This window comes from Streptomyces abyssalis (assembly GCF_001751365.1).
GTDB lineage: Bacteria > Actinomycetota > Actinomycetes > Streptomycetales > Streptomycetaceae > Streptomyces > Streptomyces abyssalis.
In genome coordinates this window covers 968703-984218 of record NZ_LJGT01000040.1, presented here as the reverse complement: position 1 = coordinate 984218, position 15516 = coordinate 968703, and the positions used below count along the sequence as shown (strand labels likewise).

The following is a 15516-nucleotide window of genomic DNA, read 5'->3' as shown; positions in this document are numbered from 1 at the left end:
CATGCAGGACGAGGTCGCGGCGTTCCGCCGCTCGGTGGGTCTGGACTCCCTCATCGACGTCCACACCCATTTCATGCCGCAGCGCGTACTGGACAAGGTGTGGGCGTACTTCGACGAGGGTGGCCCTCTCGTGGGGCAGCGCTGGCCGATCGCGTACCGGCACGAGGAGGAGCAACGCCTCGCGCTCCTGCGGGACTTCGGCGTGAAGGCGTTCACGTCGATGCTCTATCCGCACAAACCGGGCATGGCCCGCTGGCTCAACGACTGGGCCGCCGACTTCGCATCACGCACCCCTGACTGTCTGCACACGGCGACGTTCTTCGCCGAGCCCTCCGCGGCGGACGACGTGCGGCGGGCCCTCGACCAGGGCGCGCGGGTCTTCAAGAGCCACCTCCAGGTCGGTGCGTACGACCCCAACGACCCGACGCTCAAGGAAGTCTGGGGGCTGCTGGCGGAGACCGGCGTCCCCGTCGTGACGCACTGCGGCTCCGGACCGGCGCCGGGCCGCTTCACCGGCCCGGGACCGATCGCCGAGCTGCTCGGCAGCAACCCCCGACTGCCCTTGATCGTCGCTCACTTGGGGATGCCGGAGTACGAGGACTTCCTCGGGCTGGCCGAGCGCCACGAGAGAGTCATGCTCGATACGACCATGGCCTTCACCCCGTTCGTCGAGGCCGCCGCTCCCTTCCCCCGCCACGCGCTCTCCCGCCTGGCGGCCCTCCAGGACCGCGTCCTGCTCGGCACGGACTTCCCCAACATCCCGTACACCTACGCCGACGCGCTCCGGGCCCTCGAAAAGACCGGCCTGGGCACGGCCTGGCTGCGCGCGGTCTGCCACGACAACGCGGCGCGGCTGTTCGGCCTGTGAGCAGCGGCCATGACCGGAGGCTCCCGCCGCACGCCGTCAGGTGAGGACGGCGCTACCCGGCCCTGAGCGCCGAAGCCCGATGAACTCGACCTCGGCGAAGACCGCGACCACCAGCGCGCCCACGACCACGAAGGCCGTTCCCAGGCCGGTGAGCGCCACGACGTCGGTGAACGCGAGCAAGAGCATCGCAACGCAGGACAGCGCGTTGCCCACGACGACGAGCGCTGCGAGGCGCGACGGGATCTCCGGATAGCCGGCGATGAGACCGAGCGCCGCGGCTCCGCCCAGCATGGCGATCCCGAACGGGACCGACCAGGTGGCCGGCAGTCCGAGCAGACCGCCGAACCACCCGCTCCCGGCGAGCATGACGACACCGAAGGCGGCGGTGCTCCAGCCGTCCACGCGCAGGCTGGTGCGCAGCAGGTCCGACGGGGCGTTGCCGGCCGCCGGCCGCTGGGCGGTCGTCGCTGTGGTGTTCATACGGGCCTCCTTGGTCTGCGGGCGGGCATCCGGCATGCCCGGCCTGTGAGAGGAGAAGGTGGCACCGCACGGGCCGCGGACTCAATGACCTCCGAGGTCATGGCCGTTGTGACCCGGTCGCCGATAATCTCCCGGCATGGATGTGGAACAGCCGTCCCGGGTGGGCGCACTGCTACGGGACTGGCGCCGGCGCCGCAGGTTCAGCCAGCTGGATCTCGCCCTGCTGGCGGAGACTTCCGCACGCCACCTGTCGTGCGTGGAGACCGGCCGCGCACGCCCGAGCCGGACGATGCTGCTTCGCCTGTCCACCGCACTGGAGATCCCGCTGCGGGAGCGGAACACCTTGCTGCTGGCCGCCGACTACGCGCCCGCGTACCGCGAGAGCAGCCTCGACGACCAGTACATGGCGTCGGTCCGTTCCGCGCTCGACGCCATGCTCGCGGCGCACGAGCCGTACCCGGCAGTCGTGGTCGACCGCTGCTGGAACGTGCTGACCGGCAACGATGCGATGTCCCTGTTCATGGACGGCATCCCGTCGCATCTCCTGGAGCCGGCGCCCAACGTGTTCCGGCTGGCTCTGCATCCCGACGGGCTGGCCCCGCACATGGTCAACATCGGCGAGGTGCGGTCCCTCTTCCTCGAACGGCTGCTCCGCCAGGTCAACGCCACCGGGGACCCGGAACTGCGAGCGCTGCACGAGGAGGTGTGCCGGTACCCGGCGCCGGCCGGCGAGGAGGCCGTCGCGGAGCCCGACGTACCGGCATCGCAACCCGGCCCGATACAGGTGCCGTTGAGAATCCGCACCCCGCACGGCGAGCTGTCGATGTTCACCACCATGGCGACGTTCGGGGCCCCGGCCGACGTGACGCTGTCGGAGCTGGCGATCGAGCTGTTCTATCCCCTCGACGAGTTCACCACGAAGACCCTCCGCGAGCTGGCCGCACCACCCGGCCCGGAGAACTGAGCCGAGGCCCGTGGGGCCTGCCCGTCATCGCCCCCCGCGCCCCCGTACGTCCGGCCGCGAGAAACCAGGGGCGCGGCTCGTCAGTCAAGCCCCTTCTGTGTGCCCTTCCCGGACCGCAGGTCCCGGCGCCGGCCCACGGCGCCACGGAAGCAGGGCCGCACCGGATGCGCGCGCCAGCGGATCGGCACCGCGTGCCGACTTCCACGGCACGGAATGCCAATTTCGATGAAAGCTTTGATCGATCATCGATCGTAGGCGTACAGTCCGAATCGTTGGGCCGACCCTGTCCTGCCAACCAGGGAGAGACCCGCACCGGGAGGCCTCCCGACCCCGTCCCCCCGTCACCCCCGCTCATCGAGACCCACCCCACCCCCGTCCGTCCCGTCCGGAAGGTGGCCACCATGCCCCGCCCCGTACGCAGCAGTCCGAGCGAGCTCGACCAGCTCACGGACCGCGACCCGCAGGAGACCGCCGAGTGGCGTGAATCGCTGGACGCCGTCGTCGCGCACGCCGGCTCCGAGCGCGCCACCTACCTCATGCGCCGCGCGCTCGCCCACGCCCAGGACAGCGGCCTGGCGGTGCCGAGTCTGCTGGAGACGGACTACGTCAACACCGTCCCGACCGCCGCCGAGCCGGAATTCCCCGGCGACGTGGAGATGGAATCCCGGATCACCGCCTGGAACCGCTGGAACGCCGCCGCCATGGTCACCCGCGGCAGCCGTTACGGCCTCGGCGGGCACATAGCGACGTTCGCGAGCGCCGCATGGCTGTACGAGACGGGCTTCCAGCACTTCTTCCGCGGCAAGGACGGCCTGGACGGCACGGGCGGGGACGCCTCCACCGGCTCCGGCGACCAGCTCTACATCCAGGGCCACGCCTCCCCCGGCGTCTACGCCCGCGCCTTCCTCGACGGCCGCCTCACCGAGGCCGACCTCGACCGCTTCCGCCAGGAGACCGGGCCGGAGGCCGGCCTGCCCTCCTACCCGCACCCGCGCCGCCTGCCCTGGCTGTGGGAGTTCCCCACCGTCTCCATGGGCATCGGACCGATCAACGCCGTCTACCAGGCACGCTTCAACCGCTACCTGACGAACCGCGGCATCAAGGACACCTCCGCCTCCCACGTGTGGGCCTTCCTCGGCGACGGCGAGATGGACGAGCCCGAGTCGACCGCGGCACTCGCCCTCGCCGGGCGGGAGCAGCTCGACAACCTCACCTTCGTCGTCAACTGCAATCTGCAGCGCCTCGACGGTCCCGTCCGCGCCAACTTCAAGATCGTGCAGGAGCTGGAGGCCCAGTTCCGCGCGGCCGGGTGGAACGTGGTCAAGTCCCTGTGGGGCACAGCCTGGGACGAGCTGTTCCAGCTCGACACCACAGGCGCCCTGGTCAAGCGCCTCCGCGAGGTGCCGGACGCACAGTTCCAGACGTACGCCACCCGCGACGCGGCCTACATCCGCGAGCACTTCTTCGGCGCCCACCCGGCCCTCGCACAGATGGCGAAGCTGCTGTCCGACGAGAAGATCACTGCCTGCTTCCAGACCTCCCGCGCGGGCCACGAGCCGCGCAAGGTGTACGCCGCGTACAAGGCGGCCGTCGAGCACAAGGGCGCGCCGACCGTGATCCTCGCGCAGACCGTGAAGGGCTGGACTCTCGGCCCGGGCTTCGAGTCCCGCAACGCCAACCACCAGATGAAGAAGCTGACGGGCAAGGAATTCCGCGCGATGCGGGATCTGCTCGAACTCCCCATCCCGGACAGCAGGCTGGACGACGACCTCGTGCCGTACGCGCACCCGGGCGAGGACTCCCCCGAGGTGCGCTACCTCCGGGAGCGCCGCGCCGCGCTCGGCGGGCCCGCGCCGGCGCGCAAGGTGCACCCGGTCGCCCTGCCGGAGCCTTCCGCCAAGCCCTTCGAGGCGCTGAAGAAGGGCTCCGGCAGCCAGGAGATCGCCACGACCATGGCGTTCGTACGGCTGGTGAAGGACCTGATGCGGGAGAAGGAGACCGGCAGGCGGTGGGTGCCCGTCGTCCCCGACGAGGCCCGGACCTTCGGCATGGAGTCCCTGTTCCCGTCGGCCGGCATCTACTCGCCGCTCGGCCAGAACTACGACCCGGTCGACCGCGACCAACTCCTCTACTACAAGGAGGCGTCGGACGGTCAGATCCTCAACGAGGGCATCACGGAGGCCGGTTCGCTGGCGGACTTCACGGCAGCCGCCACGTCGTACGCGACGCACGGCGAGCCGATGATCCCCTTCTACATCTTCTACTCGATGTTCGGCTTCCAGCGCACAGGTGACCAGTTCTGGTCCCTGGCCGACCAGTTGGGCCGCGGCTTCGTCATCGGCGCCACCGCCGGACGTACGACGATGACCGGCGAAGGCCTGCAGCACGCGGACGGCCACTCGCCGCTGCTGGCCTCCACCAATCCCGCCGTCGTCACCTACGACCCGGCGTTCGCCTACGAGGTGGGTGCCATCGTCAAGGACGGGCTGCGCCGCATGTACGGCCCTGACCCGTCCCGCAACGAGGACGTCTTCTACTACCTCACCGTCTACAACGAGCCCAAGGCCCAGCCGCCGCAGCCCGCCGGGGACGGCGTCGAGGAAGGCATCCTCAAGGGCCTCTACCGCTTCAGCGAAGGCCGGAGCCCCGAACCCGGCTCGCCCCGCATCCAGTTGCTCGCCAGCGGCACCGCCATCCACTGGGCGCTGGACGCTCAGCGGCTGCTCGCCGACGAGTGGGGAGTGACCGCGGACGTCTGGTCGGCGACGTCCTGGAGCGAGCTGCGGCGGGACGCGCTTGAGTGCGACGCCGCGCAGCTGCGCGGCGAGGAGCGCACCCCGTACGTGACCAGGGCACTGGAGGACGCACCAGGGCCGGTGCTCGCGGTCAGCGACTGGATGCGGGCCGTCCCGGACCAGATCAGCCAGTGGGTGCCGCAGGACTGGACGTCGCTCGGCACGGACGGATTCGGCCTCTCCGGCACCCGTGAGGCCGTACGCCGCCACTTCGGCGTCGACCCCGAGTCGGTGGTCGTGGCGGCGCTGGCGCAGCTCGCGCGGCGGGGCGAGGTCAAGTACGAGACGGTGCGGCGGGCGGCGGAGGGCTACGGCCTGGCCTGACGGCCCGGCCCGCGGCCGGCTGCGGGTCACCGAGCCCCGGCGGTCCGCAGCCCCCGCGGTCCCCGGGCTCGGGGGACCGCAGGGCGCCGTGCGTCTGCTACCGGCACAGTGGTTCACCACCGCGCGCACGCGGCGGCAGAATGCTGCCATGCGCGCGGCCCGGTTGATCAAGATGGTGCTCCTGCTCCAGACCCGGCGTGCCATGACCGGTGCCGAACTCGCCACCGAGCTGGAGGTTTCCGAGCGTACGGTCTCCCGCGACGTACTCGCGCTCTCCGAAGCCGGAGTGCCCGTGTACGCGGACCGCGGACGCAGCGGCGGCTACCGCCTCGTCGGCGGGTACCGCACCCGGCTGACCGGCATCGGCCGCAGCGAGGCCGAGGCGCTCTTCCTCTCAGGTGTGCCCTCCGCGCTGCGCGACATGGGCCTGGCGGACGCGGCGTCGGCGGCCCGGCTGAAGGTCTCAGCCGCGCTGCTTCCCGAGCTGAGCGACGCCCACCGGAGCGCGGCGCAGCGCTTCCATCTCGACGCCCCCGGCTGGTGGCAGCCCCCCGAGGATCCACCGGAGCAACTGCCCGCGCTGGCCGACGCGGTGTGGGACGACCGCGTCGTGCGGATGCGTTACCGGCGCCGGGGCAGCGAGAACGGGAGCACGCCCGCCGGCTCCGCCGGAGGGACCCCCACCCGGGCCGCAAGGCCCAGGGGGAGGGAGCTGGAGCCGTACGGGCTCGTGCTCAAGGCGGGCGTGTGGTACTTGGCGGCGCGCGTGGCGGACTCCGGCGACCGGCGGGTGTACCGGGTCGACAGGGTCACGGGCGTCGAGGAGACGGGTGAACGCTTCGTACGGGACGAGGAGTTCGACCTGCCGGCGTTCTGGGACGAGCGCTCCGCCATGTTCGCGCGGTCGATCCTGCGCGACGAGGTGGTGCTGCGGCTCACGCCTGCGGGCAGCCGGATGCTGCGGTACGCCACCGACCGCCGGGCGGCGGAAGAGGCGCTGGCCAAGGCGGGGTGCGACGGACCGGAGGGCGGCGGGGAGCCGTCGGGCAAGGAGCCCGGGGCCGAGGAGCCGGAGACCGACGGGCCGGGGAGGGAGAGCGAGCGGGGAGTGACCGTCGTCCTCGCCGTTGAGTCGGTGGACGTCGCCTACACCCAGCTGCTCGCCCTGGGCCCGGAGTGCGAGGTCCTCGAACCGCCCGCGCTGCGCGAACGGTTCGCGGAGGCGGCACGGCGCATGGCCTCGCACTACGGGCCCGGCGGTGCGGAGCGGGCCCCTCGGCGCACAGGGCGCGATCAGCGGTAGCCGGTCACGTCCGCGGACTCGCTTTCCTGGTCGACCTCCACCATGTAGCGCCACGCGTCCGGCGCCGACCCGTCGGTGTCGGTGAAGCCGTACTCCTTCGCGAGTCCGCCGCTGGAGAGCGAACGCCCGTTGAACCGGCTCACGTCCGGATCGGCGGCCAGCGCCGTGACGGCCCGCCCCACGAAGACGGGCGACTCGGAGATCGCGAAGTGCGGGTTCTGCGCGGTGCCTTGGAGCCAGTCGTCCTCGGTGACCTTGAAGGCGGTGTCGAGCATGAACTCGGAGCGCAGCCAGCCGGGCGTGAGACACACGGCGGTCGCCCCGTGCTCCGGCAGCTCCTCGGCCAGCGCGCGGGCCATCCGCAGCGGACCGTACTTGGCCAGGTCGTAGTAGAAGGGCTCGCGGTACCGGGGGCCGTTGTACTCCTCGGTGCCGTCGGTGACTTCGACGACCAGACCGCCCGGCCTGCGGATGAGCAGCGGGATCGCGTACCGGCTGGTGACGATGTGGCTCTCCACTCCCAGCCGCAGAATCCGCAGACCCTGCTCCAGGTCGTGCTCCCACATCTTCCTGTCCCACTGGACGAGGTGGTCACCGCCCCAGATGTCGTTGACGAGGACGTCCAGGCGGCCCTGCTCCCTGTCGATCCGCTCGACCAGCTCACGTACCTGGCCGGGCTCCAAGTGGTCGGTGGGCACGGCGATGCCCGTGCCGCCCGCCTCCTCGACCAGCTCCGCGGTGCCCTCGATGGTCTCGCTCGCGCGGCCGACCTCGCTGACGTGCTCGCGGGTGGTGCGGCCCGTCACGTAGACGGTCGCGCCCGCTCTGCCCAGCTCCACGGCCATGGCCCGGCCCGCGCCCCGTGTGGCGCCGGCGACCAGCGCGACCTTGCCGCTCAGCGCCCCTGCTGTGCTCACCGTCGGTCCTCCTTCTTCTCCTGCGGTCCCCACGTCCTGCGGCCCGCTGCGCACAGCACGCTCGCAGGTAAACCGGACATCCCACGTCGGTCTTTCCGGCTTTTCCGCGCGCGGCCACCACGAGTGACACATCAGATGGTCACAACAGCCGCACATTGAGACCTTGACGCGCCCCGGTAACGACAAGGCGGCATCCGAGGGAGTCCGCGTGCGTCTGGCGGGTACAAGGCGGATGCTGTGTTCGTGATGGACGAGACCGAGTTCTGGGCGCTGATCGATTCCACCCGCGAGGACGCCGAGGGCGACCCCGAGGAGCAGGCCGACCTGCTCATCGAGCGGCTGACGCGGCTCGATCCGGACGCCGTGACGTTCTTCGCCCGGCACTTCGAGTCCCGCTACAACCGTGCCAACCAGTGGGACCTGTGGGCAGCGGCCTGGATTCTGCTGGACGGCGTCAGCGACGACGCCTTCGACGCGTTCCGCTGCTGGCTGATCGGCCAGGGCCGTGAGGTCTTCGAGCACGCGGCGCACGACGCCGACTCCCTCGCCGACGTGCTGGAGGGCTTCGACGAGGAGCTGGACGGCGACGCGGAGGATCTCGGCTACGCGGCCGACGAGGCGTACGAGCAGCTCACCGGCATCATCATGCCGGACCTCGGCCTTCCCGAGCCGCCCGAGGACCCGACCGGTGTCTCCCTCAACCTGGAGGACGACGCGGCCCTCGCGGAACGCCTCCCCAAGCTCTGGGACCGCTTCCGCGGCTGACCGCGATCACGGCGTCACCCGTGCCGGACCGCCGCGCGGCGCAGCGCGAGGCGTCCACGTACTCCCCGGTCAGCAGGTGCGCACAGGCGCCTGCCCGCTTATCGGACAGCGCCGCTCCTCAACGTCCGCCCCGTGCGCGGCGCTTCAGCACAGCGGGCGCAGACGGCAGGATGGCCCCATGCGTATCGCGGTCACCGGTTCCACCGGCCTCATCGGCACGGCCCTCTCCCGCTCGCTGCGTGCGGACGGGCACGACATCGTCCGCCTCGTGCGGCGCGCCTCCCAGGACGCGCGCCGCTACGAGAACGCCGGCCGGGCCACGGCAGCCGGGGGCCCGCCGCCGTCGGAGGTGATGTGGGACCCGAAGGGCCAGTGGGTGGACACCGCCGGTCTCGCCGGCTGCGACGCCGTCGTCCATCTCGCGGGCGCGGGCGTCGCGGACCGCCGGTGGACGGCCGCGTACAAGAAGGAGATCCGCGACAGCCGCGTGCTGGGGACCGCCACCGTCGCCGACGCGATCGCCTCGCTCGACGAGCCGCCCCGCGTACTGATCGTCGGCTCGGCCATCGGCTACTACGGCGACACCGGCTCACGTGCCGTCGACGAGAGCGCGCCGCCCGGTGACGACTTCCTCGCGAACGTCGCCCAGGAGTGGGAGGAGGCGGCGGCTGCGGCATCCGAGGCGGGAATCCGTACGGTCTTCGCGCGCACCGGCCTCGTCGTCGCCCGTGAGGGCGGCGCCTGGCAGCCGCTGTTCCGCATCTTCAAGGCGGGCGTCGGCGGCCGGATGGGCAGCGGCAACCAGTACTGGAGCCACATCGCGCTGCACGACCACATCGCCGCGCTGCGTCACCTGCTGGACCGGGACGATCTGTCGGGCCCGTTCAATCTCACGGCGCCCGAACCGGTCACCAACCGGGAGGCGACCGCCGCGATGGGCCGCGTCCTGCACCGGCCGACGGTGCTGCCCGTGCCGGCGCCGGTCCTGCGGGCCGCGCTGGGCGAGTTCTCCAAGGACGTGCTGGGCAGCCAGCGCGTCCTGCCGAAGCGGCTGCTCGAATCAGGGTTCAGCTTCGCGTTTCCCGGCATCGAAGACGCGGTACGCGCCGCACTGCGCTGACGGTACGGCCGGGGCACCCCGTGGGTGTCTCCCGTTCCGGGTCTCCCGCTCCCGGGCCTGCCCTGCCGCACCGGACGGCTTGATCGAAGCGGTGTGCGACCGCTGTGCGCCCGTGCTCTGTCCGTGTGCCACTGACCGCAACCGGACCGCTGCGTAGAGTCCGGATACCCACGGTTCACCAGCTCCGGTGAGGGCAGTACGGAAGTCAGGACGGCCCCGCACCGCGCCCGACCCCGGGAGGCATCGTGCGCTCCACAGAGACAGCACGCTCCGGCCGTACACCGACCCCGGACACCGACGTCGTCATCATCGGCGCGGGGCTCGCGGGCCTCGCCGCCGCGCACCATCTGACGGACGCGGGCCTGCAGGTCACGGTGCTGGAGACGACCTCCCGCGTGGGCGGCCGGATGGCCACGGAGAACGTCGACGGCTATCTGCTGGACCGCTCCGGGAGGCTGCTGTGTCCCGACTGGCCGGAGTTCCGGCGGCTGCCCCCGCTCGCCACGCTGGAGATGCGTCCCTTCGCTCCCGGCGCCCTGCTCCGCGCCGACGGCCGTACGCACCGGATAGGCGACCTGCGGCGCACCGTCGGGCGCCTTCCCCGCGCGCCCCGTACCGCAGCGGCGGAAGCCGCGGCGCGCGCCGGCCGCGCAGAACGGACCGACCGGCGCACAAGGGGCGCACTCACCACGGCACGCGCCCTCGCCGGCTCCCGCGGTCCTTCCGCCTGGAGCATCTCCCGCCGCGGGCAGGGCCGGGGCGTCTCCCGCCGCAGGCAGGGGAACGGCACACTCGACCTCGCCCGGCTGCGCAGCGGTCTGGCCCGCTTCGCGGCCGTGCCCTCCGACCGGCTGCTCGCCCGTACCGAACTCCCCGCCGCACAGGCCCTGTCGGCGCGCGGGTTGCCCGCCCGCACGGTGGGATCGCTCGTACGCCCGCTGCTGTCCGCGCTGCTCTGCGATCCCGCACTGACGACTTCCAGCCGCGTCGCCGACCTGACGCTACGCGCGTTCGTGAGGGGCGGCTGCAGCCTGCCGGCCGGCGGCATGGCCTCGGTCCCGGAGCTGCTGGCGGCCTCGCTGCCGGACGGCACCGTGCGTACGGACGTCACCGCCGTGTCCGTCACGACGAACTCGGTGACCACCCGCGACCACGGCACGCTCGCCTGCCGCGCAGTCGTCGTCGCCACCGGCGCGGCCGACGCGGGAGAGCTGCTGCCCGGGCTGCGGGTGCCGGACTTCCACCCGGTGACCGTCCTGCACCACGCCGTCGACGAGGTGCTGCCGCTGTCGCCCTCGCTGCTCGTCGACGGGGACGCGGCACATCAGGGGCCGGTGTCGCACTCATGGGCGGCCTCCGCCGTCGATCCCGCGAGGGCACGGCCCGGACGTGGGGGCCTGGTCACCTCGGTGGTGCTGGGCGCGGCGGCCGGCGAGCCCCTCGCCGCGCTGGAGGCGGCCGCCCGCTCCCAGTTGGCCACCCTGCACGGCGTGCCCGCCGGACGCTGGAGCCTGCTCGCGGCGCACCACGACCCGCAGGCCGTTCCGGCCATGCCCGCACCGCACGATCTGCGCCGTCCGGTGCGGGTGCTGTCCGGCCTGTACGTGTGCGGTGAGCACCGTGACACCAGTACGGCGCAGGGCGCGCTCGTCTCGGGACGGCGGGCCGCGGGCGAGGTGCTGCGGGACTTCGGGCTGCCGCTGCCGGTGACGGACGGACCGCTCACCACGGCGGCGTGAACGGAACGCGCACACCCGTCACTTCGCCGGTTCCGTCCGCGTCGGCGACGCGGGCGACATCGGCGACACCGGCAGCCGTACGGTGAAGTGCGCGCCGCCCTCGGGCGCGTGCGCGGCGGTTACCGTGCCGCCCAGGCGTTCCACGAGCCGCGCAGCCAGGGCGAGTCCGAGTCCGGTCCCGACGGGCCGGCTGCCGCGGTAACGACGGTGCAGCCTGCCGTGTTCGAAGGCCACGAGCAGGTCCTCGTCCGAGAGGCCCGGGCCGCCGTCGCGTACCGAGAGCGCGATCCGCTCCCCTGGTGCACCGGGACCGGCGGGACCGGCGTGCGCTGCGGGCCCGGCACCGGGTCCGGCGGGCGGTGCGGCGGGCGGTGCGTCGAGCGCGACCACCAGCGGCGCTCCCGGCGCGACACGGCCCGCGTTCTCGATCAGGATGTCCAGCACCTGGCGCAGCCGTCCCGGGTCGGTGCGCAACAGCACCGGATGCGGGGGCAGTTCGGTGCTCAGCTCCGCGCCTGACCGCTCCAGCGAAGGCCGCCAGGCGGTGACCGCGCCGGCGGCCAGCGCGGTGACGTCGGCCTCCTCCACGTCCAGTGTGAAGTCGTCCGCCTGAAGCCGCGCGAGGGCCAGCAGATCGGTCACCAGACGCTCCAGCCGTCCGGCCTCGGTCAGCACGGTGCGGCCCGCGTCCCGCGCGACGTCCTCCTCCGCGGACAGCACACCGTCGGCGAGGGCTTCCGCGTACCCGCTGATCGTCGTCAGCGGGGTGCGCAGTTCGTGGGACACGGACATCAGGAAGTCCTGCTGGCGCCGCTCGCTGACCTCCAGAGCCGCCGTCAGCTCATTGAGGGCGGCGGCGAGTTCGCGAACCTCCTCGGGCGGGGTCAGCGGCAGCCGGCAGCCTCGGTCCCCCTGCCGGATGCGGTCGGCGGTACGGGCGGCCTGCCTCAGCGGCCGGGACAGGCGGCGGGCCAGCGCCACGCCCGCGAGCGTGCCGGCGGCCGCGCCGACGGAGAGTGCGAGCGCCAGCCCGAGCCCCGCGGTGTCGCCGCGTGCCTCCTCGACGGACTGTGCGAGCACGACACCCCCCGCCGCTCCGACCGGGCGTGCCTCGATGAGCACCTCGCGGCCGTCGTCGCGCGTGACGCGGGTGTGCACGGGCGCGCCCTCCCGGAGCCGCTCCGTGACCTGCGCGGGGACCCAGCCCCGGTCCGGGGTGTGGGCGCGTACGAGGGAGATGCGGATGCCGTTGCCGCGCATCAGCCGGGCCAGCTGCCGCACCCGGTCCGGCCGTCCGGTACGCGCGGCGAGCATGGTCGCGGCGAGGTCCGCCTGGTCGCGCAGCGCCTCACGTGCCTGAGCCGTCGCCGCCTGCCGTACGAGCGGGACCGCCGCCGCCGCGGTCGCGAGCACCGAGACGAGGGCGACGAGAAGCGTGACCAGGACCGTGCGGGACGTCATCCGTCCCGCGCGGCCCCGCAGCAGCTTCCCGGCCCGACCGGCCCGACCGGGCTGACCGGCGGCGGCCGCACCGGCCGACTCCGCCCGCCCTGCGGGCGGTTCACTCCTCGGCGCTGTATCCGACACCACGTGTCGTCCGGATCGTCCCGGCTGCCGGCCCGAGCTTGGCCCGCAGCTGCGCGATGTGCACGTCGACGGTGCGCGCGCCCGCGTCCGAACGGTGTCCCCACACCGCGGCCAGCAGATCGCTGCGCGTGCAGACGCGCCCCGGGCGGGTCATCAGGTGGGCGAGCAGGTCGAATTCGGTGGCGGTCAGCTCGATCCGCTCGTCCCCCACCGACGCCCGCCGCCTCGGCACATCGACCTTGAGCGGGCCGACGCAGCGTACGGACTCGGCGACGGTGCCGGAGGCGCGCCGCAGCACCACGCGTACGCGGGCGACCAGTTCGCGCGGACTGAACGGCTTGGTGATGTAGTCGTCGGCACCGAGCTCCAGGCCCAGCAGCCGGTCCACCTCCTCGTCGCGGGCGGTGAGGAACAGCACGGGCGTCCAGTCCTCTTCGCTCCGCAGCCGCCGGCAGACCTCCGTGCCTTCCATGTCGGGCAGCATGATGTCGAGGACCACCGCGACGGGACGGTGGCGGCGGGCGGCGGCGAGCGCCGCCTCACCGCTCGACTCCGTCATCACGGTGAAGCCTTCGCGCACGAGATACGTGCGGACCAGCTCCGCGATCGCGGGCTCGTCCTCGACGACGAGTACGAGACCGCGGTTCTGCCCTGTCAGGACTCCTCCTCCGCCCGTCGCCGCCCGGTACCGGCCGGTCCCCGCCCCGCCCGGCGGCGTGCCGGGCGGGGCGGGGCGGTTCTCACTCTTCCGGCGCGGGCGCCTCCGGTATCTCCTTCCGGCACTCCGCACCCGCACACCCTTGCAGTTCGTCGAGCCGGCCGTCGAGGAACGTGCGGACCTTCCCGTACGCGGGGTCGCCGTGGCGGGAGGTCAGCTCGTGCGGATCCTCGGCCAGGTCGTACAGCTCTCTGCCGCCCCTGACATAGCGGATGTAGAGGTAGCGGTCCGTACGGATCGCCTCGTACGCCGCGGACTTCTGACCGCCGCGTCGCTTGCCGTCCTTGCCCTCCTTGCCGTCCTTCCCCGCCGCGGGCGGCGACGCCTCGCCGTCCTGGTCCAGGTCCCCGGCGCCCGCGGCCCTCCCCGCGGAGACGTCGTCGCGCGGCGGAGCACCGGCCGACGGCGAACTGCCGCCGCCGGCAGGGGTGCCGACCGGGGTGCGCCGTGCGCCTTCCGCGATCTCCTGCAGCACCGGGCGGTCGCTCCGCCTGCCCGGGTCGCGCCCGTACGGCAGCAACGAACGGCCGTCGAGAGGGAGATCCGGGTCCGCTCCGCCGATGTCCGCGATGGTGGCGGCCAGATCGGCGTTGCCGGTCAGCTCCTTGGAATGGCCGCCGGCGTCGAGACCGGGACCGCGCATCAGCATCGGCACCTGTCCCGAGGCACCGTGGGCGAGGAACTTGCCCGTGGGAACGCGGTGTTCACCGAAGAAGAACCCGTTGTCGGAGGTGAACAGCACGTAGGTGTTGTCGAGCTGGCCGGTCTTCTCAAGGGTGTCCATCAGCTTCTCCACGGCCTCGTCCACCGCGAGCAGCGACTCCAGACGTCCGCGGTAGCTTTCCGTGATCCGCTCGGTGGTCCCGGCGTCGAGGTCGGGACGCTCACGGAGGAACGCCGGCTTGTCCCGCATGTCGTCCTCTCCGTACGCCGGATCCCGGGGAAGTTTCTCGCCGGCCAGGTCGCCCTTGTGGCGCGGTGCGGGCCGAGGGGCCTCCCCGACGTTCGGCTGCCCGCGGTTGCCGCCGCCGGCGTCCTCCGGCTTCCCGGACCCGTCGCCGGCCCGCTTCTCACCCGCCTTCCTGTCCGGCTTCTCCCCCGCCTTCTTCCCCTCCGAGTGCGGTGCGAGGAACGCGAGGCTGAGGAAGAACGGCTTGTCCTCCTTGGCCTTGCGCTCGATGAAGTCGGCGCCTTTGTCGCGGTACACGTCCGTCTGGTAGAGCTCCGGGTCCTCCTCGTCGGGCTTTCCGTAAGTGCGCAGCTTGCCGTTCTCGTTGAGCTGGTAGCCCCACATCCGGTACGTCGAGCCGCTCACCGAGCCGCGCCACTCGTCCCAGCCGGGCGGCACGTGCTCGGGGTCCTTGTCGCCGTAGCCGTTGGGGTACTTGCCGATGTGCGAGGTGACGTAGCCGGCCTTCTGCATCCACACCGGCAGCGTCTTCTTCTCGTTCAGCTTGTCGTAGCCGCCCTGCGGTGCCTTGTTGTGCCGTACGCCGTTGTTGTGCGCGAACTGCCCGCTCAGATAGGTCGAACGCGAGGGGCAGCACAGCGGTGTCGAGGGGTGGTAGCGGTCGAAGGTCACTCCCTTGTCGCCCACCAGCTCCCGCGTGCGCGACATGGTCCGCATCGACTCCAGCCACTGGTCGTCGGTCATCACCATCAGCACGTTGGGCTTCCCGCCCTCTTTCGTGTCCGCTCCGGCGCTGCACCCCGCCGTCGCGGGAAGCAGCAGAAGCAGGCCGAGCAAGCAGGCCAGAACGGGCCTCGCCGGGCTGCGCCGCATCGCCTTCCCCCTCTCCTCGTCGGTCCCTTCGGAGCCAGCATCGGACAGGTGTGTTCGAGGAGTGTGAAGGCAGCGTACGGATGCGGTCAGCGCACCGGCCGGGACGCCGGGCATCCCTTGTGACCAGGGATGTCAGCGGCTTCGTTGTCAGTG

The 15516-nt window shown here is 72.4% G+C and carries 12 protein-coding genes; 7 read left to right on the top strand and 5 right to left on the bottom strand.

Annotated elements, in window-relative coordinates; all coding sequences use genetic code 11:
* Nucleotide 1 precedes the first annotated feature (1 nt).
* Nucleotides 2-868 (top strand): amidohydrolase family protein, encoded by an 867-nt coding sequence (locus tag AN215_RS19095; RefSeq protein WP_070011926.1) that lies wholly within the window; start codon nt 2-4, stop codon nt 866-868.
* Nucleotides 869-904: 36 nt separating this feature from the next.
* On the opposite strand, the gene AN215_RS19090 is transcribed toward AN215_RS19095, so the two are convergent.
* Entirely contained in the window at nt 905-1348 is a 444-nt protein-coding gene (locus AN215_RS19090) for a hypothetical protein (RefSeq protein ID WP_070011925.1), read from the bottom strand.
* 136 nt (nt 1349-1484) lie between these two features.
* On the opposite strand from AN215_RS19090, the gene AN215_RS19085 reads away from it, so the two are divergent.
* The 3 genes from AN215_RS19085 to AN215_RS19075 all read left to right on the top strand — a co-directional run bounded on the left by AN215_RS19085 (nt 1485) and on the right by AN215_RS19075 (nt 6734).
* Nucleotides 1485-2312: a helix-turn-helix domain-containing protein gene (locus AN215_RS19085; protein ID WP_070011924.1), complete on the top strand. Its 828-nt coding sequence runs from the start codon at nt 1485-1487 to the stop codon at nt 2310-2312.
* A 401-nt stretch (nt 2313-2713) separates the two neighbouring features.
* A complete protein-coding gene (gene aceE / locus AN215_RS19080; RefSeq protein ID WP_070011923.1) occupies nt 2714-5431 on the top strand; it encodes a pyruvate dehydrogenase (acetyl-transferring), homodimeric type in 2718 nt (905 codons plus the stop codon).
* Between the two features lie 148 nt (nt 5432-5579).
* A complete protein-coding gene (locus AN215_RS19075; protein ID WP_070011922.1) occupies nt 5580-6734 on the top strand; it encodes a helix-turn-helix transcriptional regulator in 1155 nt (384 codons plus the stop codon).
* Here AN215_RS19075 and AN215_RS19070 read toward each other — a convergent pair.
* Entirely contained in the window at nt 6725-7651 is a 927-nt protein-coding gene (locus AN215_RS19070; protein WP_070011921.1) for an SDR family oxidoreductase, read from the bottom strand. The two genes, AN215_RS19075 and AN215_RS19070, sit on opposite strands and share 10 nt — an antisense overlap.
* 246 nt (nt 7652-7897) lie before the next feature.
* On the opposite strand from AN215_RS19070, the gene AN215_RS19065 reads away from it, so the two are divergent.
* The 3 genes from AN215_RS19065 (at nt 7898) to AN215_RS19055 (ending at nt 11275) form a co-directional block, all read left to right on the top strand.
* Nucleotides 7898-8416: a DUF4240 domain-containing protein gene (locus AN215_RS19065; RefSeq protein ID WP_070012105.1), complete on the top strand. Its 519-nt coding sequence runs from the start codon at nt 7898-7900 to the stop codon at nt 8414-8416.
* A 178-nt stretch (nt 8417-8594) separates the two neighbouring features.
* Complete coding sequence (locus AN215_RS19060) at nt 8595-9536, top strand: TIGR01777 family oxidoreductase (protein ID WP_070011920.1); 942 nt, start codon at nt 8595-8597, stop codon at nt 9534-9536.
* 245 nt (nt 9537-9781) lie between these two features.
* Nucleotides 9782-11275 carry an FAD-dependent oxidoreductase gene (locus tag AN215_RS19055; RefSeq protein ID WP_070011919.1) on the top strand — a complete coding sequence of 498 codons (1494 nt, stop codon included), beginning with the start codon at nt 9782-9784 and terminating at the stop codon, nt 11273-11275.
* A gap of 18 nt (nt 11276-11293) precedes the next feature.
* Here the strand turns inward: AN215_RS19055 and AN215_RS19050 are convergent, their stop codons facing one another.
* The 3 genes from AN215_RS19050 to AN215_RS19040 form a co-directional block, all read right to left on the bottom strand.
* Nucleotides 11294-12736, bottom strand: coding sequence for a HAMP domain-containing sensor histidine kinase (locus AN215_RS19050; protein WP_079123188.1), 1443 nt, complete (start codon nt 12734-12736; stop codon nt 11294-11296).
* A 100-nt stretch (nt 12737-12836) separates the two neighbouring features.
* Entirely contained in the window at nt 12837-13652 is an 816-nt protein-coding gene (locus AN215_RS19045) for a response regulator transcription factor (RefSeq protein WP_245694549.1), read from the bottom strand.
* On the bottom strand, nt 13603-15363 hold the full coding sequence (locus tag AN215_RS19040; protein WP_070031206.1) for a sulfatase family protein: 1761 nt from the start codon (nt 15361-15363) through the stop codon (nt 13603-13605). Before AN215_RS19040 ends, AN215_RS19045 begins: the two co-directional genes overlap by 50 nt.
* Nucleotides 15364-15516: the final 153 nt, after the last annotated feature.

Coding starts and splice junctions, on each gene's coding strand:
- AN215_RS19095 (WP_070011926.1), top strand. CDS start 2: ATGCAGGACGAGGTCGCGGCGTTCCGCCGCTCGGTGGGTCTGGACTCC.
- AN215_RS19090 (WP_070011925.1), bottom strand. CDS start 1,348: ATGAACACCACAGCGACGACCGCCCAGCGGCCGGCGGCCGGCAACGCC.
- AN215_RS19085 (WP_070011924.1), top strand. CDS start 1,485: ATGGATGTGGAACAGCCGTCCCGGGTGGGCGCACTGCTACGGGACTGG.
- aceE (WP_070011923.1), top strand. CDS start 2,714: ATGCCCCGCCCCGTACGCAGCAGTCCGAGCGAGCTCGACCAGCTCACG.
- AN215_RS19075 (WP_070011922.1), top strand. CDS start 5,580: ATGCGCGCGGCCCGGTTGATCAAGATGGTGCTCCTGCTCCAGACCCGG.
- AN215_RS19065 (WP_070012105.1), top strand. CDS start 7,898: ATGGACGAGACCGAGTTCTGGGCGCTGATCGATTCCACCCGCGAGGAC.
- AN215_RS19060 (WP_070011920.1), top strand. CDS start 8,595: ATGCGTATCGCGGTCACCGGTTCCACCGGCCTCATCGGCACGGCCCTC.
- AN215_RS19050 (WP_079123188.1), bottom strand. CDS start 12,736: ATGACGTCCCGCACGGTCCTGGTCACGCTTCTCGTCGCCCTCGTCTCG.
- AN215_RS19040 (WP_070031206.1), bottom strand. CDS start 15,363: ATGCGGCGCAGCCCGGCGAGGCCCGTTCTGGCCTGCTTGCTCGGCCTG.